Below are 23,935 nucleotides of genomic sequence, written 5' to 3'. Positions count from 1 at the left end.
GTGGGGGTGTCGCCTAGATGGCGTTCAGGCCGTGGGACCGGAAGACGGCGCGGGCCGCGGCGATCTGCTCCGGGGTCGGGGAGGGGGTGTCGTGGAGGGTGAAGGGCTTGGCGAGTGCTTGCCACTTCGCTTCGCCGAGCTTGTGGAAGGGGAGGATGTCGACACGCGAGACATTGCCCAGGCCGCCGGCGAAGGCGGCGACGCCCTCGATGTTGGCGGGGTCGTCGGTCAGGCCAGGGACGAGCACGAAGCGGACGTGGACCTCCTGGCCGAGGTCGGCGAGGCGGCGGGCGAAGTCCAGGGTCGGCCGCAGCGGGCGGCCGGTGACCTTCCGGTACGTGTCCGGGTCCCAGGACTTGATGTCGAGAAGGACCAGGTCGGTGTCGCGCAGCAGGGCGTCGGTGGCGCGGGAGCCGAGGAAGCCGGAGGTGTCGAGGGCGGTGTGCAGTCCGAGCTCGTGCTTCATCCGGTGGAGGAGCTCGCCGGTGAAGACGGGCTGGAGGAGGGGTTCGCCGCCGGAGAGGGTGGCCCCGCCGCCGGAGGCGGTGATGAAGCGGACGTACTTGCCCGCTTCGGCGATCACGTCGTCGGCGGAGGTGCGTCTGCCGTTGCGCATCCGCCAGGTGTCGGGGTTGTGGCAGTACAGACAGGTCAGCGGGCAGCCGGAGAGGAAGGTGACGAAGCGGGTGCCGGGGCCGTCGACGCCGGTCGACAGGTCCCAGGAGTGCACCGAGCCCTCGGAGGGGCGGCGGGTCGCGGCGGCCGCCGGCGTCGCGGGGCCGAGTGCGATCGTGGTGGTCATGGCGGGACCGGCCTCTAGAGCGAGCCGTGGAAGGTGCGGTTGAGGACGTCGAGCTGCTGCTCGCGGGTCAGCCGGACGAAGTTGACCGCGTATCCGGAGACCCGGATGGTCAGCTGCGGGTGGTTCTCCGGGTGCTCCATGGCGTCCATCAGCACCTCCCGGTTGAGGACGTTGACGTTCATGTGGAAGCCGTCGCTGGCCATGTAGCCGTCCAGGACGCCCGCGAGGTTCTTGATCCGCTCCTCGGGGGTGCGGCCCAGACCGTCGGGGGTGACCGTGTTGGTCAGCGAGATGCCGTCCTCGGCGTCCTCGTAGGGGAGTTTGGCCACCGACAGGGCGGAGGCGACATAGCCGTGGGTGTCGCGGCCGTTCATGGGGTTGGCGCCCGGGGAGAACGGCTCGCCGGCGCGGCGCCCGTCGGGGGTGTTGCCGGTCTTCTTGCCGTAGACGACGTTGGAGGTGATGGTCAGGACGGACTGGGTGTGTTCGGCGTTCCGGTAGGTCGGGTGCTTGCGCACCTTCCTCATGAACTCCTCGACCAGCCGGACGGCGATCTCGTCGGCGCGCTCGTCGTTGTTGCCGTACGCCGGGTAGGAGCCGTCGATCTCGTAGTCGGTCGCGAGACCGGTCTCGTCGCGCACCGGGGTGACCTTGGCGTACTTGATGGCGGCCAGCGAGTCGGCGGCCACGGAGAGGCCCGCGATGCCGCAGGCCATGGTGCGGCGCACGTCGCGGTCGTGGAGCGCCATCTCGATCCGCTCGTAGGCGTACTTGTCGTGCATGTAGTGGATGACGTTCAGCGCGTGGACGTAGACGCTCGCGAGCCACTCCATCTGCTCGTCGAACTTCGCCATCACCTCGTCGTAGTCCAGGACGTCGGAGGTGAGGGCACCGGTCGCCGGGCCGACCTGGGCGCCGGACTTCTCGTCGCGGCCGCCGTTGATCGCGTAGAGGAGGGTCTTGGCGAGGTTCACGCGGGCGCCGAAGAACTGCATCTGCCTGCCGACCGGCATCGCGGAGACACAGCAGGCGATGGCGGTGTCGTCGCCGAAGCGCGGCCGCATCAGTTCGTCCGACTCGTACTGCACGGAGGAGGTGTCGATGGAAACCCTGGCGCAGAACTCCTTGAAGCCCTGGGGGAGTTGCGGCGACCAGAAGACGGTCATGTTCGGCTCGGGCGCCGGGCCGAGGTTGTAGAGGGTCTGCAGGTAGCGGAAGGAGGTCCTGGTGACCAGGGGACGCCCGTCCTCGCCCATACCGGCGAGGGACTCGGTGACCCAGGTCGGGTCGCCGGAGAACAGCTCGTCGTACTCGGGGGTGCGCAGGAAGCGGACGATACGGAGCTTGATGATGAAGTCGTCGACGAGTTCCTGGGCCTGCTCCTCGGTGAGGAGTCCGGCCTCGATGTCGCGCTGGAGATAGACGTCGACGAAGGTGGAGGTACGGCCGAGGGACATCGCCGCGCCGTTCTGCTCCTTCACGGCGGCGAGGTAGGCGAAGTAGAGCCACTGGACGGCCTCGCGGCCGCTCGTCGCCGGGCCGGAGATGTCGTGGCCGTAGGACCGCGCCATCGCCTTCAGTTCGCCGAGCGCGCGGATCTGCTCGGAGAGCTCCTCGCGCAGACGGATGGTCTCCTCCAGCGAACGGTCCCCGGCGGGGAGGGAGTTCAGCTCCTCCTTCTCCTCCTGCTTCACCGCGATCAGGCGGTCGACGCCGTAGAGGGCGACGCGGCGGTAGTCGCCGATGATGCGGCCGCGGCCGTAGGCGTCGGGAAGACCGGTGACGACGCCGGCCTTGCGGGCGGCGCGGATCTCGGGGGTGTAGGCGTCGAAGACACCGGCGTTGTGGGTCTTGCGGTACTCGGTGAAGACCTTCTCCAGCTCCGCCGAGACCGGGTAGCCGTACGTCTCCAGGGCTCCTGCGACCATGCGCCAGCCGCCGTACGGCATGATCGCGCGCTTGAGCGGGGCGTCGGTCTGGAGGCCGACGATCAGCTCCTTGTCGCGGTCGATCCAGCCGGGGGCGTGGGCGGTGATGGTGGAGGGGATGTCGTACGCGACGTCGTGGACGCCCTTGGCCCGCTCCTGCGGGAACCGGTCGGTGATGGCCTTCCACACGGCGGTGGTGCGCTCGGTGGGGCCGGCGAGGAAGGAGTCGTCGCCCTCGTACGGCGTGTAGTTCTGCTGGATGAAGTCACGGACGTCGACGGAGTCGCGCCAGAGCCCGCCCTCGAAGCCCTTCCAGGCCCCTTCGTTCACCGTTGCCTCAGCCGGGGTCGCAGTCACTGCCCGCACCGCCTTCTTCGATCGGCTCGTCGCTTGGCTCCATTGCACGCCTCCCGAGCGGCCGGAAGGGTCGGCAATGGTCACCGGTCGGCGGCCATTGGTCCCTTTCCGGGAACGCGGAAAGGCCCCGCCTGGGCGGGGCCTTCAGCGCAAGGGGGGAGGGGACCGATCAGCTGGGCGCCTCCGCGCCCTTGCGGGCGTAGAACCACCAGGTCACGAGGGTGCAGCCGGCGTAGAAGGCGACGAAGCCCCACATCGCGCTGGTCACCGCCACCGAGCCGAAGAGAGCCGGGATGAAGAAGAAGCCGTAGGCGGCGATCGCCGAGGTGAAGCCGGTGACCGCACCGGACTCCATCTCCGCCTGCTTCAGCGCCTTCGCGTACTCCGGGGTGCCCTCCGTCAGCCCCTTCAGATGGGTGCCGCGGAAGATGACCGGGATCTGGCGGAAGGTCGAGCCGTTGCCGATGCCCGAGAAGAGGAACGCCGCGAGGAAGCAGAGGAAGAAGCCGTGGAAGCTGCCGGAGTCGGCTCCCGACGGCAGGAAGGTGATCACGCCGACGATGGAGGCCGCCATGCCCACGAAGGACAGGATCGTCACCCGGGCGCCGCCCAGCTTGTCCGCGATCCAGCCGCCCGCCCACCGGGCCAGGGCACCGATCGCCGGGCCCATCCAGGCGTAGGTGGCGACCGAGTAGTCGGGGAACGTGGTCTTGATCAGCATCGGCAGCGCGGCCGCGAAGCCGATGAAGGAGCCGAAGGTGCCGACGTACAGCCAGGTCATCAGCCAGTTGTGCCTGCGCCTGAAGATGATCTTCTGTCGGCTGAAGGGGGTGGACGCCACCTTCAGGTCGTTCTGCCCGAACCAGGCCACCGCCGCCAGGACGATCAGCACCGGCACCCAGAGGAAGGCCGCGTTCTGCAGGTGGACCGGGGTTCCGTCCGAGGTGTGCTGGGCCGTGCCGATCGCGATCGTCGACCAGGTGATGACGATCGGCGTCAGCAGCTGGACCACCGAGACGCCCAGGTTGCCGAGCCCGCCGTTGATGCCGGTCGCGCTGCCTTTCTTCGCCTTGGGGAAGAAGAAGCCGATGTTCGCGAGGGAGGAGGCGAAGTTGGCGCCGCCGATACCGCACAGGGCCGCGATGCCGACCATCACGCCGTACGGGGTCGACGGGTCCTGGATCGCGATGCCGAGCCAGATCAGCGGCACGATCAGCACGACCGTCGACAGGGCCGTGAAGCGGCGCTGCCCGATCATCGGGCCGAGGAAGGTGTAGAGGATCCGGGCCGTGCCACCCGTCAGACCGGGGATCGCCGTCAGCCAGAACAGCTGCGAGGTGGAGAAGCCGAAGCCGACGTCCTTCAGATGGGTGGCGGTGACGCTCCACACCTGCCACACCACGAAGGCCACCAGGAGCGCCGGCACCGCGATCCACAGATTGCGGGTGGCGACGCGCTTCCCGATCGACTTCCAGAAGAGCTCGTTCTCCGGATCCCAGTCCGTGATCGGCCTACCGGGGCCGTACTGCTCCGTGTCGTACGACGGGGCCGGATCGCCGCTCGTCGCTCTGCCGTCCTGGACTACGGAACTCATGGCGCATCCCTGGGGATTGGGGAATTCCTTGCCTCTCCAGGCTTCGCCGGCGCACCAGGGGTACGGCAGAGGCCATGGTCGCCGCTCGTGCGGCCGTAGGTCCCTCGGTCCCGGGCCGTACGGACGTCCCCAACGGGAGGGGGCCGGGCGGAAGACCCCGGCCCCCGGACCCACGACGGGTGAGCCCAGGTCCGCCGGCCGCTCCAGGCCCCCGCGTGCCGTGCTGTTCGTGGCGTCGTCGCCTCTGGTCTGCTGGGCCGCATGACGCAACCGTTTCTGCCGCTCACCGCACGCTCCCGTGCCGAGACGCATCGCGCCGCGACACCGCTCGAGCTCTTCTTCGACCTCTGCTTCGTCGTCGCCGTCGCCCAGGCCGGCGCCGAGCTCGTGCACGCCGTCGCCGAGGCCCACACCGCCGAGGGCATCGTCAACTACGCGATGATCTTCTTCGCGATCTGGTGGGCGTGGATGAACTTCACCTGGTTCGCCTCCGCCTACGACAACGACGACGCCCTCTACCGCGTCGTCACCCTCGTCCAGATCGCCGGTGTCCTGATCCTCGCCGCCGGTGTCTCGCGTGCCTTCGCCGACCACGACTTCTTCGTCGTCTGGCTCGGTTACGTCGTCATGCGGCTCGCGCTCACCACCCAGTGGCTGCGCGCCGCCCACCATGCCACCGACCCCGGCGAGCGCACGATGTGCCGCCGGTACGCGGGCGGGGTCCTCCTCTGCCAGGTCGGCTGGACCGCCCTCCTGTTCGTGCCCGAGGACGCCCGCCCCTGGGTCTTCCTCGTCATGGCGATCGCCGAGATGGCGGTCCCGGTGTACGCGGAGAAGGACGTCACCACCCAGTGGCACCCGCACCACATCGCCGAGCGCTACGGCCTGTTCACGATCATCGTGCTCGGCGAGACCGTCGCGGCGGCGACGGTCGCCGTGAAGTCCGGCGTCAGCGAGAACGACGCCCTCGGCGAGCTGCTCCCCATCGCCACCGGCGGCCTGCTGATCGTCTTCGCCGCCTGGTGGATCTACTTCGTCGTCCCCGCCCACGACCGGCTCACCTCCAACCGGCAGGGCTTCCTCTGGGGCTACGGCCACTACCTGATCTTCGCCTCCGCCGCCGCCATCGGAGCGGGCATCGAGATCGCCGTCGAACAGGCCGTGGGCGAGGCCCACATCTCCACGCTCGCCGCGTCCTCGGCCGTGACGATCCCCACCGCGCTCTTCCTGCTCTGCGTGTGGGTCCTGCACGCCCGCTACTTCAAGGTGGGCATCGCGCAGCAACTCGTCCTGCCCGTCTCGTCGCTCGCGATCCTGATGTGCACGTTCGCCGGCCGCTGGGCGGTCCTGGTCGCCGGTCTCGTCGCGGCGGCGACCGTGGCGGTCGGGGTGACCCTGACGGCCCGCAACCCCGCCACGCGAGCACGCCGACCGAACGGGCGTGGTACGCAGGGACCATGACGAAGCACGACGCACTCACGGACGTGACCGGCCTCCGCGTCGGCCACGCGCGCGTGGAGGGGCCAGGCGCGCTCAGCGGGACCACCGTCGTCCTCGCCCCGCCGGGCGGGGCCGTGGCGGCCGTGGACGTACGGGGCGGTGGCCCCGGCACCCGGGAGACCGACGCGCTCGACCCGCGTAACGTCGTCCAGCGGATCGAGGCCGTGGTCCTGACCGGCGGCAGCGCGTACGGACTCGAGTCGGCCGCCGGTGTGATGGCCTGGCTGGAGGAGCAGGGCCGGGGCGTACGGGTCGGGCCCGACCCCTCGCACGTGGTCCCGGTCGTCCCCGCCGCCTGCGTCTTCGACCTGGGCCGGGGCGGCGACTTCACCGCCCGCCCGAGCGCTGCCACGGGGCGCGCCGCGGTCGAGGCCGCCGCGGCGACGGGGCTGCACGCGCGCGTGGAGACGGGCGCGGTCGGCGCGGGCACCGGGGCCGTCGTCGGCGGGCTCAAGGGCGGGGTCGGCACGGCGAGCACGGTCCTGGAGTCGGGCGTCACGGTCGCCGCGCTGGTCGTCGTCAACGCGGTCGGCGCGGCGGTCGATCCGGAGACGGGTGCGCTGTACGGGACGTACTTCCAGGGCCGGGCCGCGTACCCGGACCCGGCCGTCCACGAGGCCGCGCGGCAGCGTCTCGCCGAGGCCCGGGCCTCGCACGCCCCGCCGCCCCTGAACACCACCCTCGCGGTCGTCGCCACCGACGCGGACCTGACCCGCGCGCAGGCGCAGAAGCTCGCGGGCACGGCGCACGACGGCATCGCGCGCGCCATCCGTCCGGTGCATCTCCTCAACGACGGGGACACCGTCTTCGCCCTCGCGACCGGGGAGCGGGAAATGGCCCCGGAGGCCGGGCCGCTCGCCCTCAACGACATCCTGGCGGCGGGCGCGGACACCGTGACCCGGGCGATCGTGCGGGCGGTCCTGGAGACCGCCGGGGGAATCGAGGGACCGGGCGGCGACTTCCCCGCGTACCGCGAGCTGTACGGACCGGACCTCTCCCCCGACTCCCGGTAACCCGGCAGGAGTTGGGGCGAAGGGAGCGCCGGGCGCGCGGGAACTTCTCGCGCGCCCCCTTCGTTTTGCCGAACCCCGGACGCGATGTCAGACCCAGGGACTACGTTAAGCAAGCACCAAGTGACATGCGGCGACGGCCTGGAGACCCTCTTGAACGATCCGCAGGATCCTCACGATCCGTACGAGACGACCGAGACGCACGTCGAGCGCCTCCTCGGCCGGGCGCTCAACTCCTTCGACCTGCCCGACATCACGGTCGAGCGCCTGGAGACGGCGCTCGCACACTCCAGCGCGCTGCACTCCTCGCACCACAGCGCGTCGCTGCACCGCACCACGTACCGCCACACCTATCTGCTGGCCGACGGCACGGCGCTCAGCCTGTGGGAGCTGGTGCACAACTCCGGCCGCGACGGCGCCGAGCAGCACGAGCTGTACACGGAGGAGGCGGAGGCCCGGCTCGCCGCGTCCCGGCTGCCGGCCCGCTTCGACCAGGGCTGGGGCATAGAGCGCTCCGCCGGCCTGGACTTCGACGAGGACGGCGACCTGGAGCTGCTCAGCGCCCTGCTGGCGCGCCCGATACCGACGCAGCCCCGGATGTACGTCCCGGACAACTCCGCGGACCACGCGCGCCGTGTGCTGCGGCGTGCGGAGAACGCGGACCGGCCCGGCGAGGAGACGGCGCGCAGGCTGCGGGTGGCGTTCGCCCACCACATCACGCAGGCGTTCGGGCGCCAGTGCGCGGTGGAGCGCAACCGTGAGGCCGGATTCACGCTCTACGAGCACGCGTTCCTGCTGCTCGACGGAAGCGAGCTGAGCCTGTGGGAGGTCGAGCACACGGCGACCCCGGACGGCCGTCACATGTGCGAGGTCTACGAGGACGAGCACACGGCGCGGGAGGCGATGGAGCACCGCGCGCGGGTGCGCTGAGAACGAGCGCCGAGAAGGTGCGCTGGGAACGTGCGCCGAGGTGAATGAACGGTCGGGCCTAAGGGGCGGGCACCGCGGCCGGGGCCAGCCGGCCGGCGGCGAACGCGCGGTTGGTCTCGGTCTGCCGGCGGTAGGCCTCGGGCAGGTCGGGCATCGCAAGGAGCCGGTCGCAGGCGGCGAGCGAGGCGACGGTGTCGCCCACCCAGTAGGAGGTGACCGAGAACTCGAACAGCAGGCCCCAGCGGTACACCCACGGCTGCACGAACAGCAGGTCGTCCGGCGGCTCACGGTCGACGGCGGCGGCGACGAACGCGTGGGCGGCGTGATGGCGTCTCATCCCGCGCAGGCGCGAGGCCAGTTCGTAGCAGGCCTCGAGACGCTGCGGGCGGGACTCCCAGGCGCGCGTCAAGGCGTCGGCCGCCGCCGGCCAGTCTCCCGAGTCCGCCTGGAGGATCCCGGCCTGGAGCAGCGCGTAGTAGACCTCCTCGCCCCAGCCGCCCATGGCCGCGCGGCGCTCGTAGAGTGCGACGGCCTCGTCCGTACGGCCCATGTCCCGCATGGTCTGGGCGAGGTAGAACACGGTCCGGGGGTTGGCGGGATCGCGCGCGAGCTCGGCGGTCAGCAGGCGGGCGTCGCGCTCGAACTTGTCGTGCCGTGAGCCGCCGTCGGCGAAGTGCTCGACGACGAGTGCGTCGAGATTCTCGCTGGTGCGCTCCTGGCCCCCGGCCCCGTCCGCCGTCAGATACTCGTGGGTGACCCCCTCGTACCGCCAGGCGATGTCGCCCCTGACCAGGCGCTTGATGCGGTACTCCAGCGCGCCCTCGTGGCGCAGCAGGTACGCGTCGGCGGTCAGCGGAGGCAGCGGGCCCTCCCGCCGGAGCACGTGGTCGGCGTCGAGGAGCAGCAGGTAGTCGGCCCGGCCGCGGGCGTGCCGGATGTTCAGGCTCCGGTTGTGGCCGAAGTCGGTCCAGGGCTCCTCGTACAGCTCCCCGGGGATGCCGCGCAGGGCGTTCCGGATCAGCTCCTGGGTGCCGTCGGTGGACCCCGTGTCGGAGACGACCCAGGCGTCCACCAGATCCCTGACGGAGGCGAGGCAGCGCTCGATGACACGCGCCTCGTTCTTGACGATCATGCACAGGCAGATCGACGGCTTCACGGCAACACCACCCCCGGTGGATCGATCCGGCGACCTCATGTGCGCGCGACCCTACGGACGGGCCCGGGCCGCCCGGGAACGGCACGCCGGGGACCCCATTCGGGTTCGCTCCTGCGCATGCGTCCACTCGGTGAGTGGCGTACGCCAGTGAGCTGATAGCTCCGCAGGCCGCTCAAGACGTTGCAATCGCGATCCGATGATCCGAGGGGAAGTCCGAACAGACTTCCACCCCATCGCTCGATCCGGTTACCGAAGGAGCACATGTATGCGTCCTGATCTCAGGACCAGGTCCTCTCTGGGCCCGCTCGCACGACGACGTTCCTGGCTCGCCGGCGGGGCCGTCGCCTCGCTCGCGGTCATGGTGACGAGCCTCGCGAGCCCCGCCGTCGCCGCGCCGCAGCACCCGGCGCAGCTCGCGGGCGTGAGCGCGGCGGCACCCTCGACCGGGGACGAATGCCAGCCGCACCACCCGGACGGCCCGCCGCCGCAGCACCACCCGGACGGCCCTCCGCCGCACCCGGGCGCCGGACCGCACCAGGAGCTGGAGCGGATCCAGGAGTACGTCCAGGGTCAGCTGCACCACCTCGACAAGGGCGCGCCGCCGCAGGTCCGTGGCGGTGACAAGTGCAAGGAAGGCCCTCCCGGGCCGCCCGGACCCACGGGTCCGGCGGGTCCGGCAGGTCCGGCAGGACCGGCGGGCCCCAAGGGCGACACGGGCGACACGGGTGACGCCGGTCCCGCGGGACCCAAGGGCGACACGGGCGACGCCGGTCCGGCAGGACCCGCGGGACCCGCGGGCCCCGCAGGACCCCAGGGACCGACGGGACCGGGTGGCGGTGACACGGGCCCCGCAGGCCCGGCTGGTCCCGCTGGACCCGCAGGACCGGCAGGACCGGCAGGACCGGCAGGACCGGCAGGTCCCGCAGGTCCCGCAGGCGCGACCGGGCCCTGCTCCGACATCGACACGTACAGCCCCTCGAACAGCGAGGACTTCCAGGCCGTCCTCACCGGCGGAGTGGCCTACGCCGGCAAGGCGAGCACGCCGGGCGGCACGATCGAGTGGCAGGACCTCACCAACACCGTCGCGAGCGACAGCGATCCCGCGAACGGTTCCGACGAGACGAACGACGCCTTCCCCGGCAACGCCTGCGGCATCGCCATCGAGGCCCAGGGCAACGACGCGTACGTCAAGATCGTCACAGTCGACGGTCAGGTGTGGCAGACGCACGGCGACATCCAGGGCCAGACCTTCGTCTGGGACGAGGGCTGGACCCAGCAGACGACGCCGACGCCGGCGGACCTTCGGGCGGCCAAGTTCAAGCGCAACGCGGCCGCCACTTCCCTCAACCGCTCCTGACGGATCGGACGCACGAACCGAGGGGCGGTGCGTACCGCTCGCAGTACGCACCGCCCCTCGGGGTCCCTCGCGGGACCGGTCAGGCTGCTACGGCCACCTTCGTCTCAGCCTGAGGCTTCTCCTCCGTGCCCCCGTTTCCCACGGGGGCCGACGTGCGTGCGCCCTTGAGGAGGATGACAAGTGCGGCGCTCACCAGGGTGCCCGCCAGGATCGCGAGCAGGTAGAGCAGCGGGTTGCCGATCAGCGGGAGCACGAAGAAGCCTCCGTGCGGGGCCCGCAGGGTGCACTCGAAGGCCATCGACAGAGCGCCGGTGACCGCGCCGCCCACCATCGCGGACGGGATGACCCGCAGCGGGTCGGCCGCGGCGAAGGGGATGGCGCCTTCGCTGATGAACGAGGCTCCGAGGACCCAGGCCGCCTTGCCGTTCTCCCGCTCGGTCTTGGTGAAGAGCCTGCCGCGTACGGTCGTGGCCAGCGCCATCGCGAGCGGCGGCACCATGCCGGCGGCCATCACGGCGGCCATGACCTTGAGGGAGCCCTCGTTGGGGGTGGCGAGACCGCCGACGGCGAAGGCGTACGCGACCTTGTTGACGGGGCCGCCGAGGTCGAAGCACATCATCAGGCCGAGGATCACGCCCAGGATGATCGCGTTGGCGCCGGAGAGTCCGGACAGCCAGTCGGTCATCGCCTTCTGGAGGCTCGCGATCGGCTTGCCGATCACCAGGAACATCAGGAAGCCGACGACGATCGACGCGAGCAGCGGGATCACCACGACCGGCATGATGCCCCGCAGGGCCGCGGGCACCTTCACCTTCTGGATGGCGAGGACCGTGCCGCCGGCGATCAGACCGGCGGCGAGGCCGCCGAGGAAGCCCGCGTTGATGGTGAGGGCGATCGCGCCGCCGACGAAGCCGGGGACGAGACCGGGGCGGTCGGCCATGCCGTACGCGATGTAACCGGCGAGGACCGGGACGAGGAAGCTGAAGGCGAGCCCGCCGATCTGGAACATCAGCGCGGCCCAGGAGTCGGCCTGGCCCCAGGCGAAGTGCTCGGCGACGGAGGGGGCCTTGTTGATGTCGTAGCCGCCGATGGCGAAGCCGAGGGCGATGAGGAGACCGCCTGCGGCGACGAACGGGACCATGTAACTGACGCCGGACATCAGCCACTTGCGGAGCTTGGTGCCGTAGCCCTCGCCCGGCTCGCCCGCGCTCTCGACGGGGGTGGGCGTGCCTGCGGCGACCTCGCCGCGCTCGGCCTTGCCGCGGACCTCGGAGATCAGCTCGGCGGGCCGGTTGATGCCGGCCTTGACGCCGACGTCGACGGTCGGCTTCCCGGCGAATCGTTCCTTCTCGCGGACGGGAACGTCGTGCGCGAAGATCACGCCGTCGGCCGCGGCGATGACGTCGGGGTCGAGCCGCGCGAACCCGGCGGAGCCCTGCGTCTCGACGACGACCTCGACACCGGCGGCGCGGCCAGCCTTTTCGAGGGACTCGGCGGCCATGTAGGTGTGGGCGATGCCGGTGGGACACGAGGTGACGGCAACGATCCTGAACGGCGCCTCTCCCCCACCCCGCCCCTTCCCGAAACTGGGGGTTCCCCCCAGCCCCCCATCAACGGAGGCGGCGGGGTCGGCGGAGGCGGGCACGGCGCCCGGCGAAGCCGGGGCGGCAGGCGTGCCGTCGCCGGGCGGCGCAGCCGACACGGCGTTCGGTGCGGCCTGGACGGACGGCCCGTCGCCTTCGGCGGGCTCGGCCGCCGGTGCGGCGGCATCCCGCCCGGCGGAGGCCGAAGCCGTCCCGCCGGAGGCAGCCGGCGTGGAGGCCGAGGACCGCGCGGTGGCGGCGGGGCCGGCGGAGGCGGGCACGGCGCCCGGCGAAGCCGGGGCGGCAGGCGTGCCGTCGCCTTCGGCGGGCTCCCGCCCGGCGGAGGCCGAAGCCGTCTCGCCGGAGGCGGCCGGCCCCGCCGTGGTGGTCGGCGAGGCGGGCACGGCGCGCGGCGAAGCCGCGGCTTCAGACGCGTCGTCGGCGGGCGACGGCGGCTGGTCGCCTGAGATCAGGGCCGCTGCCTCGGGGGGTGAGGTGGCTGAGCGGAGGGCTGTCGTGAAGGCCTCGTTCATCAGTTGGCGGGCCAGGGAGGAGAGGATCGTCAGGTGGGCGTCGTCCGCGCCCGCCGGGGCCGCGATCAGGAAGATCAGGTCCGCCGGGCCGTCCGGGGCGCCGAAGTCGATGCCCTGGGGGGCGCGGCCGAAAGCGAGGGTCGGGGCCGTCACGTGGGCGCTGCGGCAGTGCGGGATGCCGATGCCGCCGTCGAGGCCGGTGGGCATCTGGGCCTCGCGGGCGGCCACGTCCGCCAGGAAGCCGTCGAGGTCGGTCACCCGGCCGAGCGCGACCATGCGCTCCGCGAGCGAACGGGCCGCCGCTTCCTTGGTGCCGGCGGACAGGTCGAGATCGACCAGGTCCGCGGTGATCATCTTGCTCATCGCGGGCTCCCTTGCTCGCTGAGTTCTCGGTCGAGGGGTACGTCGTCGGTCACGGTGACCGCCGACGGGTTCAGATCGCCCGGCGTGGGCATCTCGCTGCCGGGCAGCTGGACCGCAGCGGCGCCGTGCGCGACCGCGGCCGCCAGCGCCTGGGGGCCTTCGCCGCCCGCCGCGAGGAATCCGGCCAGCGACGCGTCACCGGCGCCGACGTTGGAGCGGACGGTGTCGACACGCGCCGTGCCGAACCAGGTGCCCGCCTCCGACACCAGCAGTTGGCCGTCCGCGCCCAGGCTCGCCAGGACCGTCCCCGCCCCCAGGTCCCGCAGCTCCCCCGCCGCCTTCACCGCGTCGCCGACCGTCGCCAGCGGCCGGCCCACGGCCTCCGCGAGCTCCTCGGCGTTCGGCTTGACGACGTCCGGACGGGCCGCGAGGGCCGCCAGGAGGGAGGGGCCCGAGGTGTCGAGGGCGATCCGGGCGCCCGCGCCGTGCGCGCGGGTGACCAGTTCGGCGTACCACTCGGGGGCGAGGCCGCGCGGCAGGCTGCCGCAGCAGGCGATCCAGTCCGCCGCCGGGGAGTACGCGCCGACGGAGGCGAGGATGGCCTCGGACTCCTCGGGCGTCAGCTCCGGTCCCGGCGCGTTCACCTTCGTCAGCGTCCCGTCCGGTTCGGCGATCGCGATGTTGGAGCGGGTGTGCCCCGCGACCGGTACCGGCGCGACCTCGATGTCCTGTCCGGCGAGGAGCTGGGCGACCAGCGCGCCGGGCGCGCCGCCCAGCGGCACGACGGCGACCGTGCGGTGTCCGGCGGCGGCCACGGCCCGGGAGACGTTGACGCCCTTTCCGCCCGGGTCCACGCGTTCGCCGGAGGCGCGCAGCACCTCGCCGCGCTCCAGGGCCGGGACCTCGTACGTCCGGTCCAGCGACGGGTTGGGGGTGACGGTGAGGATCATGTGCGTACGACTTCCGTTCCCGCGGCCTCGATCGCCGCGGCGTCCTCGGGGCTGAGCCCGTTGTCGGTGATGAGCAGATCGACATCGGTGAGGTCGCCGAAGCGGGCGAAGTGCTCCTGGCCGTGCTTGGCCGAGTCGGCGAGGAGCACGACCCGGCGGGCGGAGGCGATCACGGCCCGCTTGACGGCGGCCTCGGCGAGGTCGGGGGTGGTGAGACCGTGGTCGGGCGAGAAGCCGTTGGCGCCGAGGAAGGCGACGTCGGCGCGGATCTCCCCGTACGCGCGCAGCGCCCAGGCGTCGACGGCGGCGCGGGTACGGTGCCGGACGCGGCCGCCGACCAGGTGGAGGTCGATGCCGGGGTGGTCGGCGAGGCGGGCGGCGGCGGGCAGGGCGTGGGTGACGACGGTGAGCGCGCACTCGAGGGGGAACCCGGCGGCGAGCCGGGCGACGGTCGTGCCGGCGTCGAGGACGACGCTTCCCTCGTCGGGGAGTTCGGCGAGGGCCGCCTGGACGATCCGGTCCTTCTCGTCGGCGGCGGTGGACTCGCGCTCGGCGAGGTCGGGCTCGAAGTCGAGCCGCCCGGCGGGTATCGCCCCGCCGTGGACCCGGCGTACGAGTCCGGCCCGGTCGAGGGCCTTGAGGTCGCGCCGTACGGTCTCGGCGGTGACCTGGAACTCCTCGGCGAGGGAGAGGACGTCGACGCGTCCGCTCTCGCGGGCGAGCCGCAGGATCTCTTGCTGGCGCTCGGGTGCGTACATGTGGGTTTACATCCGTTCGATGCCCGAACCTGTGGTTTCAGCAGAGGCTACGCCCGGATTTCCCGAAAGTAAACGGATCCGGGCATCGTTACGGACACGAACGGGCATCGGGCCCGGACGCGAACCGCGAAAGGCCCCGGCCGCCGGGGACGGCTGTCCCAGGGGCCGGGGCCATTCGGCGCGCCGGAGTGCGTTCAGTGAGTGCGCACGGTCCACTCAGTGCGTCAGCAGCGGCTCCTTCTCGACGGCCGACGCGTCGTCCGCGTCCTCCGCGTCGTCCGCGCCCTCCACGTGCTGCTTCGGCTTCGCCGGCAGCGCGAACATCACCAGGAAGATCCCGGCGAGCACCGCCACCGCCCACCCCAGCGCGTTCTGGAACGCGTCCGTGAACGCCGCCCCCACCTCGGCCGGAACCTTCTCGAGACGCTCCTCGTCGATCACGCCGAAGAAGACGACCGACACGAGCCCGAGCCCGAGCGCGTTGCCCATCTGCCCGGTCGTGTTGATGAGACCCGACGCCGAACCGGCGTGCTCCCGCGGCACGTCCGAGAGGACCGCGTCCGTCAGCGGGGCCACGATGAGCCCCATGCCCAGGCCCATGACCACGAGGGGCAGGATCATCTGCCAGGAGTGGATGGAGGTCCCGTACCGCCCGGCCTCCCACATGTAGAGCAGCACGCCCGCCGCCATCGTCAGCGCGCCCGCCTGCAGCACCTTCCGGCCGAAGCGCGGCACCAGCTTCTGCACCGACAGACCGGCCGCCGTCGAGACCGCGATCGAGAACGGCACGCCCGTCAGACCCGCCTTCAGCGGGCTCCAGCCGAGACCGACCTGCATGTACAGCGTCCAGACCAGGAAGAAGATGCCCATCACGACACCGAAGGTCAGCTGCACCGCGATGCCCGCCGCGAAACTCTTCACCTTGAACAGCGACAGCTCGACCAACGGGGAGCCGTCCTTCTTCGTCTTGTACTTCTCGTACGCGACGAGGGCGCCGAAGACGACGAGGCTGCCGGCCATGCACAGGTGGCCCCAGAGCGGCCAGTCCAGCTCGCGGCCGCGCGTCAGCGGGTAGATGAGCATCAGCAGCGCCAGCGTCACGAGCAGCACGCCGACCAGGTCGAGGCGGAGCGCCTTCGGGGCCTTGGACTCGGTGATGAACTTCCGGCCCAGGATCAGGCCCGCGATGCCGACCGGCAGGTTGATGAGGAAGATCGGCCGCCACTCCAGGCCGGCGATGTTCCACTGCGTGAGCAGCGCGCCGAGCAGCGGGCCGGAGACCGCGCCCAGGCCGATGATCGCGCCGAACATGCCGAAGACCTTGCCGCGCTCGTGCGCGGGGAAGGTGACGTGGATGATCGACAGCACCTGCGGCACCATCATCGCCGCCGCCGCGCCCTGGAGGAGGCGGGAGGCGACCAGCATCTCCGGGTTGGCGGCGAGGCCGCAGAGCGCGGAGGCGAGGGTGAAGCCGGCGGTGCCGAAGAGGAACAGCCGCTTGCGGCCGTAGATGTCACCGAGACGTCCGCCGGTGATCAGGCCGGCGGCGAACGCGAGGGCGTACCCGGCGGTGATCCACTGGATGGCGCCGAACGTGGCGCCGAGGCCCCGCTCGATGCTGGGAATCGCGATGTTGACGATCGTGGCGTCGACCAGGTCCATGAAGGCGGCGGTCATGACGATGGCGAGGGCGATCCAGCGCCTCTTGTCCGCGGCTCCGGCGGCGGCGTCGTGTGAACTCATGCGATGAACGTAGAGGCCATATAGGTCAGCCGATGTCCTAGATGAGCGCCATCCTGGAACACATGACGGATACTCCGGCACGACTCCTGAATCTGCTCTCGCTGCTCCAGACGCCGCGCGAATGGCCGGGCAGCGAGCTGGCCGAGCGGCTCTCGGTCTCCGCGCGCACGATCCGCCGCGACATCGACCGGCTGCGGGCCCTCGGCTACCCGGTCGAGGCGACGATGGGCGCGGTCGGCGGGTACCGCCTGGTCGCCGGTACGGCCATGCCGCCGCTGCTCCTCGACGACGAGGAGGCGGTCGCGATCGCGGTCGGGCTGCGGGCGGGGGCGGGGCACGCGATCGAGGGCGTGGAGGAGGCCTCGGTACGGGCGCTGGCGAAGCTGGAGCAGGTGCTGCCGTCCCGGCTGCGGCACCGGGTCTCCACGCTGCAGAACGCGACGATCCCGCTGACGCGGGGGGACGGGGCGACGGTCGCGCCGTCGACCCTGACGGCGCTCGCGGGCGCGGTGACGGGCCAGGAGCGGCTGCGCTTCGGCTACCGCGCGGGGGACGGGACGGAGTCGAAGCGCCAGGTCGAGCCGTACCGGCTCGTGTCGACGGGGCGGCGGTGGTACCTGGTGGCGTACGACCTGGGCCGTGACGACTGGCGCACGTTCCGGGTCGACCGGGTCTCGGACCCGTTCGCCACGGGGGCCCGTTTCGCACCGCGCGAGCTGCCGGCGGGCGGGGCGGCCGAGTACATGACGCGCTCGATGTCCCGCGCCCAGCCCGAGCTGGACCTGGACGTCACCTTCGACGCCCCCGCCGACTTCGTGACCGCCCGCCTCCCGGCCCACCTGGCCCCGACGGCGACGAGCGACTCCACCTGCAGGCTGCGCACGCGCACGTCCGACTCCACGGAGTGGCTCGCCCTCCGCCTGGCCCTGGTCGACGCGCCGTTCACGATCCACGGCCCCGATGCCCTGATCACGTACGTACGGGATCTGGCGGGCCGCTTGACGGGCGCGACGGCGTAAGAGGGCCGGGGGCCGGGACACCCGGCCCCCGGTTCGCCGGTCCACCGGTCCACCGGTGGACCGGTGGACCGGTCCGCCGGTCCGCCGGTCCGCCTGTCCGGCTGTCGCCCTAGGCCGCCGCGTCGAAGCCCGTGTCGCGCGCCATCTTCTTCAGTTCGAGCAGCGCGTGCTTCTCGATCTGGCGGATGCGCTCCCGCGTCAGACCGTGCTCCTTGCCGACCTCGGTCAGCGTTCGCTCCCTGCCGTCCTCGATTCCGTACCGCATCCGGATGATCGACGCCGTGCGGTGGTCGAGCTTGTCGATCAGGTCGTCGAGCTCCTCGCTGCGCAGCAGCGTGAGCACCGACTGCTCGGGCGACACCGCGGAGGTGTCCTCCAGCAGGTCGCCGAACTGCGTCTCGCCCTCGTCGTCCACGGACATGTTCAGCGAGACCGGGTCCCGGGCCCAGTCCAGGACGTCCACGACCCGCTCCGGGGTCGAGCCCAGCTCCGTCGCGATCTCCGCCGGCTCCGGCTCACGGCCGTTCTCCCGGTTGAACTCGCGCTGCACGCGCCGGATCCGCCCCAGCTCCTCCACCAGGTGGACGGGGAGCCGGATCGTGCGCGACTGGTCGGCTATGGACCGCGTGATGGCCTGACGGATCCACCACGTGGCGTACGTCGAGAACTTGAAGCCCTTCGCGTAGTCGAACTTCTCGACCGCGCGCACCAGGCCCGCGTTCCCTTCCTGGATCAGGTCGAGCAGCGGCAGCCCGCTGCGCGGGTAGCGCCGCGCCACCGCGACGACCAGCCGCAGGTTGGACTTGATGAAGAGGTCCTTGGCACGCTCGCCCGCCGCGACCAGCCCTTCGAGCTCCTCGCGGGACGCGCCTGCCGCATCGCTCTCCACCTCTCCCTCCAGGATCTGCTGGGCGTACACGCCCGCCTCGATGGTCTGGGAGAGCTCGACCTCCTTGGCGGCGTCGAGCAGGGGCGTGCGCGCGATCTCGTCGAGGTACATGCCGACCAGGTCGCGGTCGGCGATGTCCCCACCCACGGCGCGAACGCTGCTGGCCCGGGCGCTGCTCCCGCCGGAGGCGGAGGACTGACGACGGGCGACGGCACGGGTTGCCATGCGTGCTCCCTTGCTGAGTAGGGTTGCGACACCCTTGCGGGTGCCCTGCATCCGACGGAAACAACGACTGGAATCAGGACAGAATTCCCACGCGGCGCATCGATTTTCGCGATCATGCAGTACCCTGTGCCGCCGCCGAGGGGGCGCGGGCATGTCCGAATCCACAGACGTGCAGGTCAGGCCGCTCGCGAAGCGGTACAACGCTGCACGACCTCCGCTCCCACCCTGAAGACGGCCTGCGCCTCCTTCTGGTTGCTCGCGATGTCCGAAAAGGGACGAAAGGGCGAATTCTCGGATTGGTGGCGCCCAGGGGACCAGGCCCCGTCCTAGGTCCCGCGACCGTTACGGACCCGCCTCCGCGGTACCTAGGGTCGCGGCCATGGACGACACCTCCGGCACCCTCGACGAAGCCCTCCAGCGCCTCCACGCCAGCGGTCCCGAGCGGGGCGGCTGGCTCACGAACCACGCCCCCATGGCGGTCGAGGCGCTCGTGCGCCACGGCCAGGCCCCGGCCGTGCACCGCTGGCTGGACCGCTACCGGGCCAAGCTGGAGGACATGCCCGCGCCCCACTCCCCGATCACGGCCGCCGACTGGCGCAAGGCGCTCGGCGACCCGGCCCGGATCGCCGACTGGGCCCGGTTCTTCGAGCGGGAGACCGCGGAGCGGCCCTGGCGCGTGGTGCTCGCCGAGTGGTGGCCGCGTCTGCTCCCGGGCATCGCGGGCGGGGCGACGCACCCCGTGATCCGTACCGGCCATGCCGTACGCACCCTCCTGACGACCGAGGAGACGGCACCGCGCCGCACCGAACTGGCCCACGCCCTCGGCTACTGGGCGGCCCGCCACCAGCCCCTCCCCGAGCTCACGCCGCTCACGCCGCTCACCCCGGCGTCCACCGCGCCCACCACGCCCACCGCGGCCGCCGCGGCCGCCGCCCTCGACGCCGTACCGCCCGTCCCGGACCAGGAGGGCGGGATCCGCGCCCGGCTCGCCCAGCTGACCGCGTTCCCACGCTGGGGCACCGCCCCGGACGCCGACACCGCGCACGCCCTGCTCACGGAACTGGTCACCGCCGCGACCCACCGCTACGCCACCCACGGCCACGGCGAGCCGATCATGCTGGTCCACGCGGCGACCGCCCCCAACGCGGTCCTGCGCACCCTCCCGGCGCTCCCGCGCGAGCTGTGGCCGGCGAGCCTCTCGGCGGCCTGGGCCGCCTCCGCCGCCGTGACCGCCGCGTACACGCCGCCCGAGCCCGCCGCCCGCAAGGACACCGCCCACAAGGACACCGCGCTCACCGCCGAGGAGGTCTTCGAGCGGGCGGCGGCACACGGCGACGACCACACGATCAAGTTCACCGACACCGCGCTCGACGTCGGCGACCCGCTCGCGCTGGCCGCCGCCGTCCGCTCGGTCGAGCTCAACCCGCCCGCCTTCTAGCCGAATTGCACCGAACGCTTCGCCAGGCCCATCCAGAACCCGTCGATCACGCTCCGCCCGCCGCCCAGGTCACCGGCCGCGTCCGCCGCGCCGAGCGTGACGAACAGCGGCGCGAAGTGCTCCGTGCGCGGGTGGGCGAGCCTGCCCGCAGGGGACTTGTGCTCGAAGTCGAGCAGCGCGTCGACGTCCCCGGCCTCCAGCGCGCGGTGCCCCCAGTCGTCGAACTCCGCCGACCAGCCCGGCACTCCGGGACCGGAGTGCCGCAGCGCCGCCAGGTTGTGGGTGAAGAAGCCGCTGCCGACGATCAGCACGCCCTCGTCGCGCAGTGGCGCGAGCCTGCGGCCGATGTCCATCAGCTTCCGCGGGTCGAGGGTGGGCATGGAGATCTGGAGTACGGGGATGTCGGCGCCGGGGAACATCTCGACCAGGGGCACGTAGGCGCCGTGGTCGAGCCCGCGGTCGGGGATGTCCTGCACCGGCGTGCCGGGCCCCTGCAGCAGTCCGCGGACGGACGCGGCGAGTTCGGGCGCGCCGGGGGCCGCGTACCGCACCCGGTAGTAGTGCTCGGGGAAGCCCCAGAAGTCGTGGACGAGGGGCACGGTCTCGGTCGCGCCGAGCGCGAGCGGGGCCTCCTCCCAGTGGGCGGAGACCATCAGGATCGCCTTCGGCCGGGGCAGTCCGGCGGACCAGGCGGCGAGCTCGCCGGGCCAGACCGGGTCGTCCGCGAGCGGCGGGGCGCCGTGCGAGAGATAGAGGGCGGGCATCCGCGCCGGCGTGGCACCCGTGGCGTCCGTGACATCCGTGGCGTCCGTGGCGTCTGTGGTGTTCGTGGCATCCATGACGACGCCTCCCGAGGATCTCGACGTTCGACGAAGTGCTTGAAGGTTCAAGCTCGACTGACCCGACAAGCCTAACCCATCTAGTTCAATATTCAATAATGACCCGTAGGATAGATACATGACCATGGCACCCAATGACGCGCCCCGCTGGCTCAGCGACGAGGAGCAGTGCGTCTGGCGCGCGTACCTGCACGCCACCACCCTCCTCGAGGACCATCTCGACCGCCAGCTGCAGCGCGACGCCGGGATGCCGCACGTCTACTACGGTCTGCTCGTCCAGCTCTCCCAGGCGCCCCGGCGGCGGCTGCGGATGACCGAGCTGGCCAAGGGCGCCAAGATCACCCGCTCCCGGCTCTCCCACGCCGTCGCGCGCCTGGAGAAGAAAGGCTGGGTGCTGCGCGAGGACTGCCCCTCCGACAAGCGGGGCCAGTTCGCGTTCCTCACGGACGAGGGCTACGAGGTCCTGGAGCGGGCGGCGCCGGGCCATGTCGCTGCCGTACGGCAGGCGATGTTCGACCGGCTGAGCCCGCAGCAGGTGGAGCAGCTCGGCGAGATCATGAAGGTGATGGCGGAGGGCCTGCAGCCGACGGACCCGAACGCGGATCTGCCCTGGCTCCGCTGAGCGGAACCAGGGCAGACCTCCCCACACCGAGGATCAGTGGGCGACGACGGGGATCTTCAGCGCCGCCTCGCCCTCCTCACCGGACTCACCGGACCCGGCGGCCCCGCCGGACCCGGCCACCGGGCCGCCGCCCGGCTTCCCGGTGTTGATGAAGGTGACGGCGATCGTGGCCGAGACGACCAGGATGCCGACCGCCCACCAGATGGCCGCCGAGTAGCCCTCGACCATGCCCTGGAGCTGGAGCAGCTTCTGGGCGCCGGGGGTGGTGGCGCCGGCCGCGTGGTCGGCGATGTACGCGGTCGTGGCCGAGGCCGCGATCGTGTTCAGCAGCGCCGTACCGATGGCGCCGCCGACCTGCTGCGAGGTGTTGACCATCGCGGAGGCCACACCGGCGTCCCGCGGGTCGACGCCGTGCGTGGCGAGCGACATGGCCGGCATGAACGCCGTACCCATACCGAGGCCGAGCAGCAGCTGCGCGGGCAGGATCAGACCGGCGTACGACGAGCCGACCTCCAGCTGCGTGAGCAGCAGCATGCCGACGCCCGCGGTCAGGAAGCCCGGGCCCATCAGCCAGCGCGGGGGAACCCGCGTCATCAGCCGCGTACCGATCTGGGTCGAGCCGGTGATCATGCCCACGATCATCGGGAGGAACGCGAAACCGGTCTTGACCGGCGAGTACCCCTTCACGACCTGGAGGTAGTACGTCAGGAAGAGGAACAGACCGAACATCGCGATGACGGCCAGGCCCAGCGAGAGGTACACACCGCCGCGGTTGCGCTCGGTCAGGACGCGCAGCGGCAGCAGCGGGGACTTCACCAGGGACTCGGTGAGGACGAAGGCGAAGAGCAGCACGCCCGAGCCGACGAAGAGGCCGATCGTCGTCGGGTCCGACCAGCCCTCGGACTCCGCGCGGGTGAATCCGTAGACGAGCGCGACCAGACCGAGGGTGGACAGGACCACGCCCGGGATGTCGAGCGGCGAACGGTTGCGCCCGCCGGCCGGCTCACGGATGACGAAGTACGCACCCGCGGCCGCGACGATCGCGAAGGGGATGTTGACGAAGAAGGTCCAGCGCCAGTCGAGGTACTCGGTGAGGAAGCCGCCGAGGATCAGGCCCACGGCGCCACCGCCACCGGCGATCGCGCCGTAGATGCCGAACGCCTTCGCGCGCTCCTTGCCGTCGGTGAACATCACCGCGAGGAGGGAGAGCGCGGCGGGCGCGAGGAGTGCGCCGAAGGCGCCCTGGAGCGCGCGGGCACCGAGCATCATCGCCTCGCCGGTCGCGGCCCCGCCGAGCGCGGAGGCGGCGGCGAAGCCTATGAGGCCGACGACGAAGGTGCGCTTGCGGCCCCACAGGTCGGCGATGCGGCCGCCGAAGAGCAGCAGACCGCCGAAGGCCAGCGCGTAGGCCGTGATGACCCATTGCCGGTTGCCGTCCGAGATCCCCAGGTCCTGCTGGGCGGAGGGCAGCGCGATGTTCACGATCGTCGCATCCAGCACGACCATCAGCTGGGCGAGAGCGATGAAGACCAGCGCTTTCCAGCGCCGGGGATCTGTTTCGGACATGGGGGTAGCCACCTCTTGGTGCGTAAGGGAGAAAACGGACGTACGGAGTAAGGGAGTTACGGGACGGTCAGCTCGCGGTCACGCCTGTGGCCAGTCGCCTCGCAGATCCTCCAGAGTGGCGGCCGAGCCGGGCAGTACGGAGCGCGCGGGCGCTTCGAGACCGTCCAGGAACAGCTGCAGATGGCGGTGGACGAAACGGTCCATGTTCGGGCAGGCGGTGCCGGGGAGCGGGCGGGTCAGCTGGGAGACGGCCACCATCAGGTCGCCGACGCCGACGTCGGCGCGCAGCCGCCCCGCCTGCTGCGCACGGTCGACCAGGCCCTGCACGGCCTGCTCCAACCGATCGCGTTCGGCGTGCAGTTCGGGATGGTCCTGGGCGAAGGCGCCGTCGATCATCGGGCACAGGGCCCCGATGCGTTCGTCGGCGGCGGCGTGGGTGAAGCGGCGCAGCGCCGCGAAGGTGTCGTGCTCCTCGGCCACCGCCTCCTCCACGAGGTCGGTGATGCGGGACATGACGGAGAGGACGACCTCGTGGACGAGGTCGGAGCGCTCGGGGAAGTTGCGGTAGAGCGTGGCGTTGCCGACTCCGGCGCGGCGCGCGATCTCGTCGTACGGCACCTGGGGGCCGAACTCGACGAACATCTCGCGGGCCGCCGTCACGATCCGCTCGCGGTTGCGCAGGGCGTCGGCCCGCGGGCGCGGTACGCGGCGGACGGGCGCGGTCTCGGCTTCGGTGGTCACGCCACGGCCTCCTTCCGGAACGTCGATCGAAA

19 protein-coding genes are annotated in these 23,935 nt (G+C 71.7%); 7 read left to right on the top strand and 12 right to left on the bottom strand.

From position 1 onward, the window contains the following. Positions 1 to 13: 13 nt before the first annotated feature. From pflA to FDM97_RS03580, 3 genes are all read right to left on the bottom strand, one after another. The gene (pflA, locus tag FDM97_RS03590; protein WP_137988819.1) at positions 14 to 802 is read right to left on the bottom strand and encodes a pyruvate formate-lyase-activating protein; all 789 of its coding nucleotides are present in this window, start codon (positions 800 to 802) and stop codon (positions 14 to 16) included. A 14-nt stretch (positions 803 to 816) separates the two neighbouring features. Further along, positions 817 to 3,096: a formate C-acetyltransferase gene (gene pflB, locus FDM97_RS03585; RefSeq protein WP_137988818.1), complete on the bottom strand. Its 2,280-nt coding sequence runs from the start codon at positions 3,094 to 3,096 to the stop codon at positions 817 to 819. Positions 3,097 to 3,256: 160 nt separating this feature from the next. After that, positions 3,257 to 4,681, bottom strand: a complete 1,425-nt coding sequence (locus FDM97_RS03580; protein WP_254705482.1) for an MFS transporter — start codon at positions 4,679 to 4,681, stop codon at positions 3,257 to 3,259. Positions 4,682 to 4,942: 261 nt separating this feature from the next. Here FDM97_RS03580 and FDM97_RS03575 point away from each other — a divergent pair, with 261 nt between their 5' ends. From FDM97_RS03575 to FDM97_RS03565, 3 genes are all read left to right on the top strand, one after another. After that, positions 4,943 to 6,142 carry a low temperature requirement protein A gene (locus FDM97_RS03575; protein ID WP_137988817.1) on the top strand — a complete coding sequence of 400 codons (1,200 nt, stop codon included), beginning with the start codon at positions 4,943 to 4,945 and terminating at the stop codon, positions 6,140 to 6,142. After that, on the top strand, positions 6,139 to 7,194 hold the full coding sequence (locus FDM97_RS03570; RefSeq protein ID WP_137988816.1) for a P1 family peptidase: 1,056 nt from the start codon (positions 6,139 to 6,141) through the stop codon (positions 7,192 to 7,194). Before FDM97_RS03575 ends, FDM97_RS03570 begins: the two co-directional genes overlap by 4 nt. Positions 7,195 to 7,278: 84 nt before the next feature. Beyond that, on the top strand, positions 7,279 to 8,121 hold the full coding sequence (locus FDM97_RS03565; protein ID WP_432816190.1) for a DUF6227 family protein: 843 nt from the start codon (positions 7,279 to 7,281) through the stop codon (positions 8,119 to 8,121). 58 nt (positions 8,122 to 8,179) lie between these two features. On the opposite strand, the gene FDM97_RS03560 is transcribed toward FDM97_RS03565, so the two are convergent. Next, on the bottom strand, positions 8,180 to 9,277 hold the full coding sequence (locus FDM97_RS03560) for a glycosyltransferase (RefSeq protein WP_254705481.1): 1,098 nt from the start codon (positions 9,275 to 9,277) through the stop codon (positions 8,180 to 8,182). 265 nt (positions 9,278 to 9,542) lie between these two features. Between FDM97_RS03560 and FDM97_RS03555 the strand changes: the two genes are divergently transcribed. Next, a complete protein-coding gene (locus FDM97_RS03555) occupies positions 9,543 to 10,634 on the top strand; it encodes a hypothetical protein (protein ID WP_175439022.1) in 1,092 nt (363 codons plus the stop codon). A gap of 79 nt (positions 10,635 to 10,713) precedes the next feature. Here the strand turns inward: FDM97_RS03555 and FDM97_RS03550 are convergent, their stop codons facing one another. The 4 genes from FDM97_RS03550 to FDM97_RS03535 all read right to left on the bottom strand — a co-directional run bounded on the left by FDM97_RS03550 (position 10,714) and on the right by FDM97_RS03535 (position 16,564). After that, positions 10,714 to 13,113 carry a PTS fructose transporter subunit IIABC gene (locus FDM97_RS03550; RefSeq protein WP_137988813.1) on the bottom strand — a complete coding sequence of 800 codons (2,400 nt, stop codon included), beginning with the start codon at positions 13,111 to 13,113 and terminating at the stop codon, positions 10,714 to 10,716. Continuing rightward, entirely contained in the window at positions 13,110 to 14,063 is a 954-nt protein-coding gene (gene pfkB / locus FDM97_RS03545) for a 1-phosphofructokinase (protein WP_137988812.1), read from the bottom strand. Before pfkB ends, FDM97_RS03550 begins: the two co-directional genes overlap by 4 nt. After that, positions 14,060 to 14,821, bottom strand: a complete 762-nt coding sequence (locus FDM97_RS03540; protein WP_137988811.1) for a DeoR/GlpR family DNA-binding transcription regulator — start codon at positions 14,819 to 14,821, stop codon at positions 14,060 to 14,062. The genes pfkB and FDM97_RS03540 overlap by 4 nt, the downstream gene beginning before the upstream one ends. Positions 14,822 to 15,037: 216 nt before the next feature. Continuing rightward, positions 15,038 to 16,564 (bottom strand): MFS transporter, encoded by a 1,527-nt coding sequence (locus tag FDM97_RS03535; RefSeq protein WP_137988810.1) that lies wholly within the window; start codon positions 16,562 to 16,564, stop codon positions 15,038 to 15,040. A gap of 62 nt (positions 16,565 to 16,626) precedes the next feature. Between FDM97_RS03535 and FDM97_RS03530 the strand changes: the two genes are divergently transcribed. Continuing rightward, a complete protein-coding gene (locus tag FDM97_RS03530) occupies positions 16,627 to 17,583 on the top strand; it encodes a helix-turn-helix transcriptional regulator (protein WP_137988809.1) in 957 nt (318 codons plus the stop codon). 109 nt (positions 17,584 to 17,692) lie between these two features. On the opposite strand, the gene FDM97_RS03525 is transcribed toward FDM97_RS03530, so the two are convergent. Beyond that, positions 17,693 to 18,697: a sigma-70 family RNA polymerase sigma factor gene (locus FDM97_RS03525; RefSeq protein ID WP_137988808.1), complete on the bottom strand. Its 1,005-nt coding sequence runs from the start codon at positions 18,695 to 18,697 to the stop codon at positions 17,693 to 17,695. Between the two features lie 379 nt (positions 18,698 to 19,076). Here FDM97_RS03525 and FDM97_RS03520 point away from each other — a divergent pair, with 379 nt between their 5' ends. Then, on the top strand, positions 19,077 to 20,135 hold the full coding sequence (locus tag FDM97_RS03520; RefSeq protein ID WP_137988807.1) for a questin oxidase family protein: 1,059 nt from the start codon (positions 19,077 to 19,079) through the stop codon (positions 20,133 to 20,135). Here FDM97_RS03520 and FDM97_RS03515 read toward each other — a convergent pair. After that, the gene (locus tag FDM97_RS03515; protein WP_137994631.1) at positions 20,132 to 20,899 is read right to left on the bottom strand and encodes a dioxygenase family protein; all 768 of its coding nucleotides are present in this window, start codon (positions 20,897 to 20,899) and stop codon (positions 20,132 to 20,134) included. The two genes, FDM97_RS03520 and FDM97_RS03515, sit on opposite strands and share 4 nt — an antisense overlap. A gap of 193 nt (positions 20,900 to 21,092) precedes the next feature. Here FDM97_RS03515 and FDM97_RS03510 point away from each other — a divergent pair, with 193 nt between their 5' ends. Continuing rightward, positions 21,093 to 21,596: a MarR family winged helix-turn-helix transcriptional regulator gene (locus FDM97_RS03510; RefSeq protein WP_137988806.1), complete on the top strand. Its 504-nt coding sequence runs from the start codon at positions 21,093 to 21,095 to the stop codon at positions 21,594 to 21,596. A gap of 33 nt (positions 21,597 to 21,629) precedes the next feature. On the opposite strand, the gene FDM97_RS03505 is transcribed toward FDM97_RS03510, so the two are convergent. Both FDM97_RS03505 and FDM97_RS03500 read right to left on the bottom strand, forming a co-directional pair. Continuing rightward, positions 21,630 to 23,162 carry an MFS transporter gene (locus FDM97_RS03505; protein ID WP_137988805.1) on the bottom strand — a complete coding sequence of 511 codons (1,533 nt, stop codon included), beginning with the start codon at positions 23,160 to 23,162 and terminating at the stop codon, positions 21,630 to 21,632. 78 nt (positions 23,163 to 23,240) lie between these two features. Further along, a complete protein-coding gene (locus tag FDM97_RS03500) occupies positions 23,241 to 23,903 on the bottom strand; it encodes a TetR/AcrR family transcriptional regulator (RefSeq protein WP_254705480.1) in 663 nt (220 codons plus the stop codon). Between the last annotated feature and the right edge of the window lie 32 nt (positions 23,904 to 23,935).

Origin of the sequence: Streptomyces vilmorinianum (assembly GCF_005517195.1) — a bacterium.
Taxonomy (GTDB): Bacteria; Actinomycetota; Actinomycetes; order Streptomycetales; family Streptomycetaceae; genus Streptomyces; species Streptomyces vilmorinianum.
Note: the sequence above shows the minus strand (reverse complement) of the source record. Positions and strands in the feature narration are given on the sequence as shown.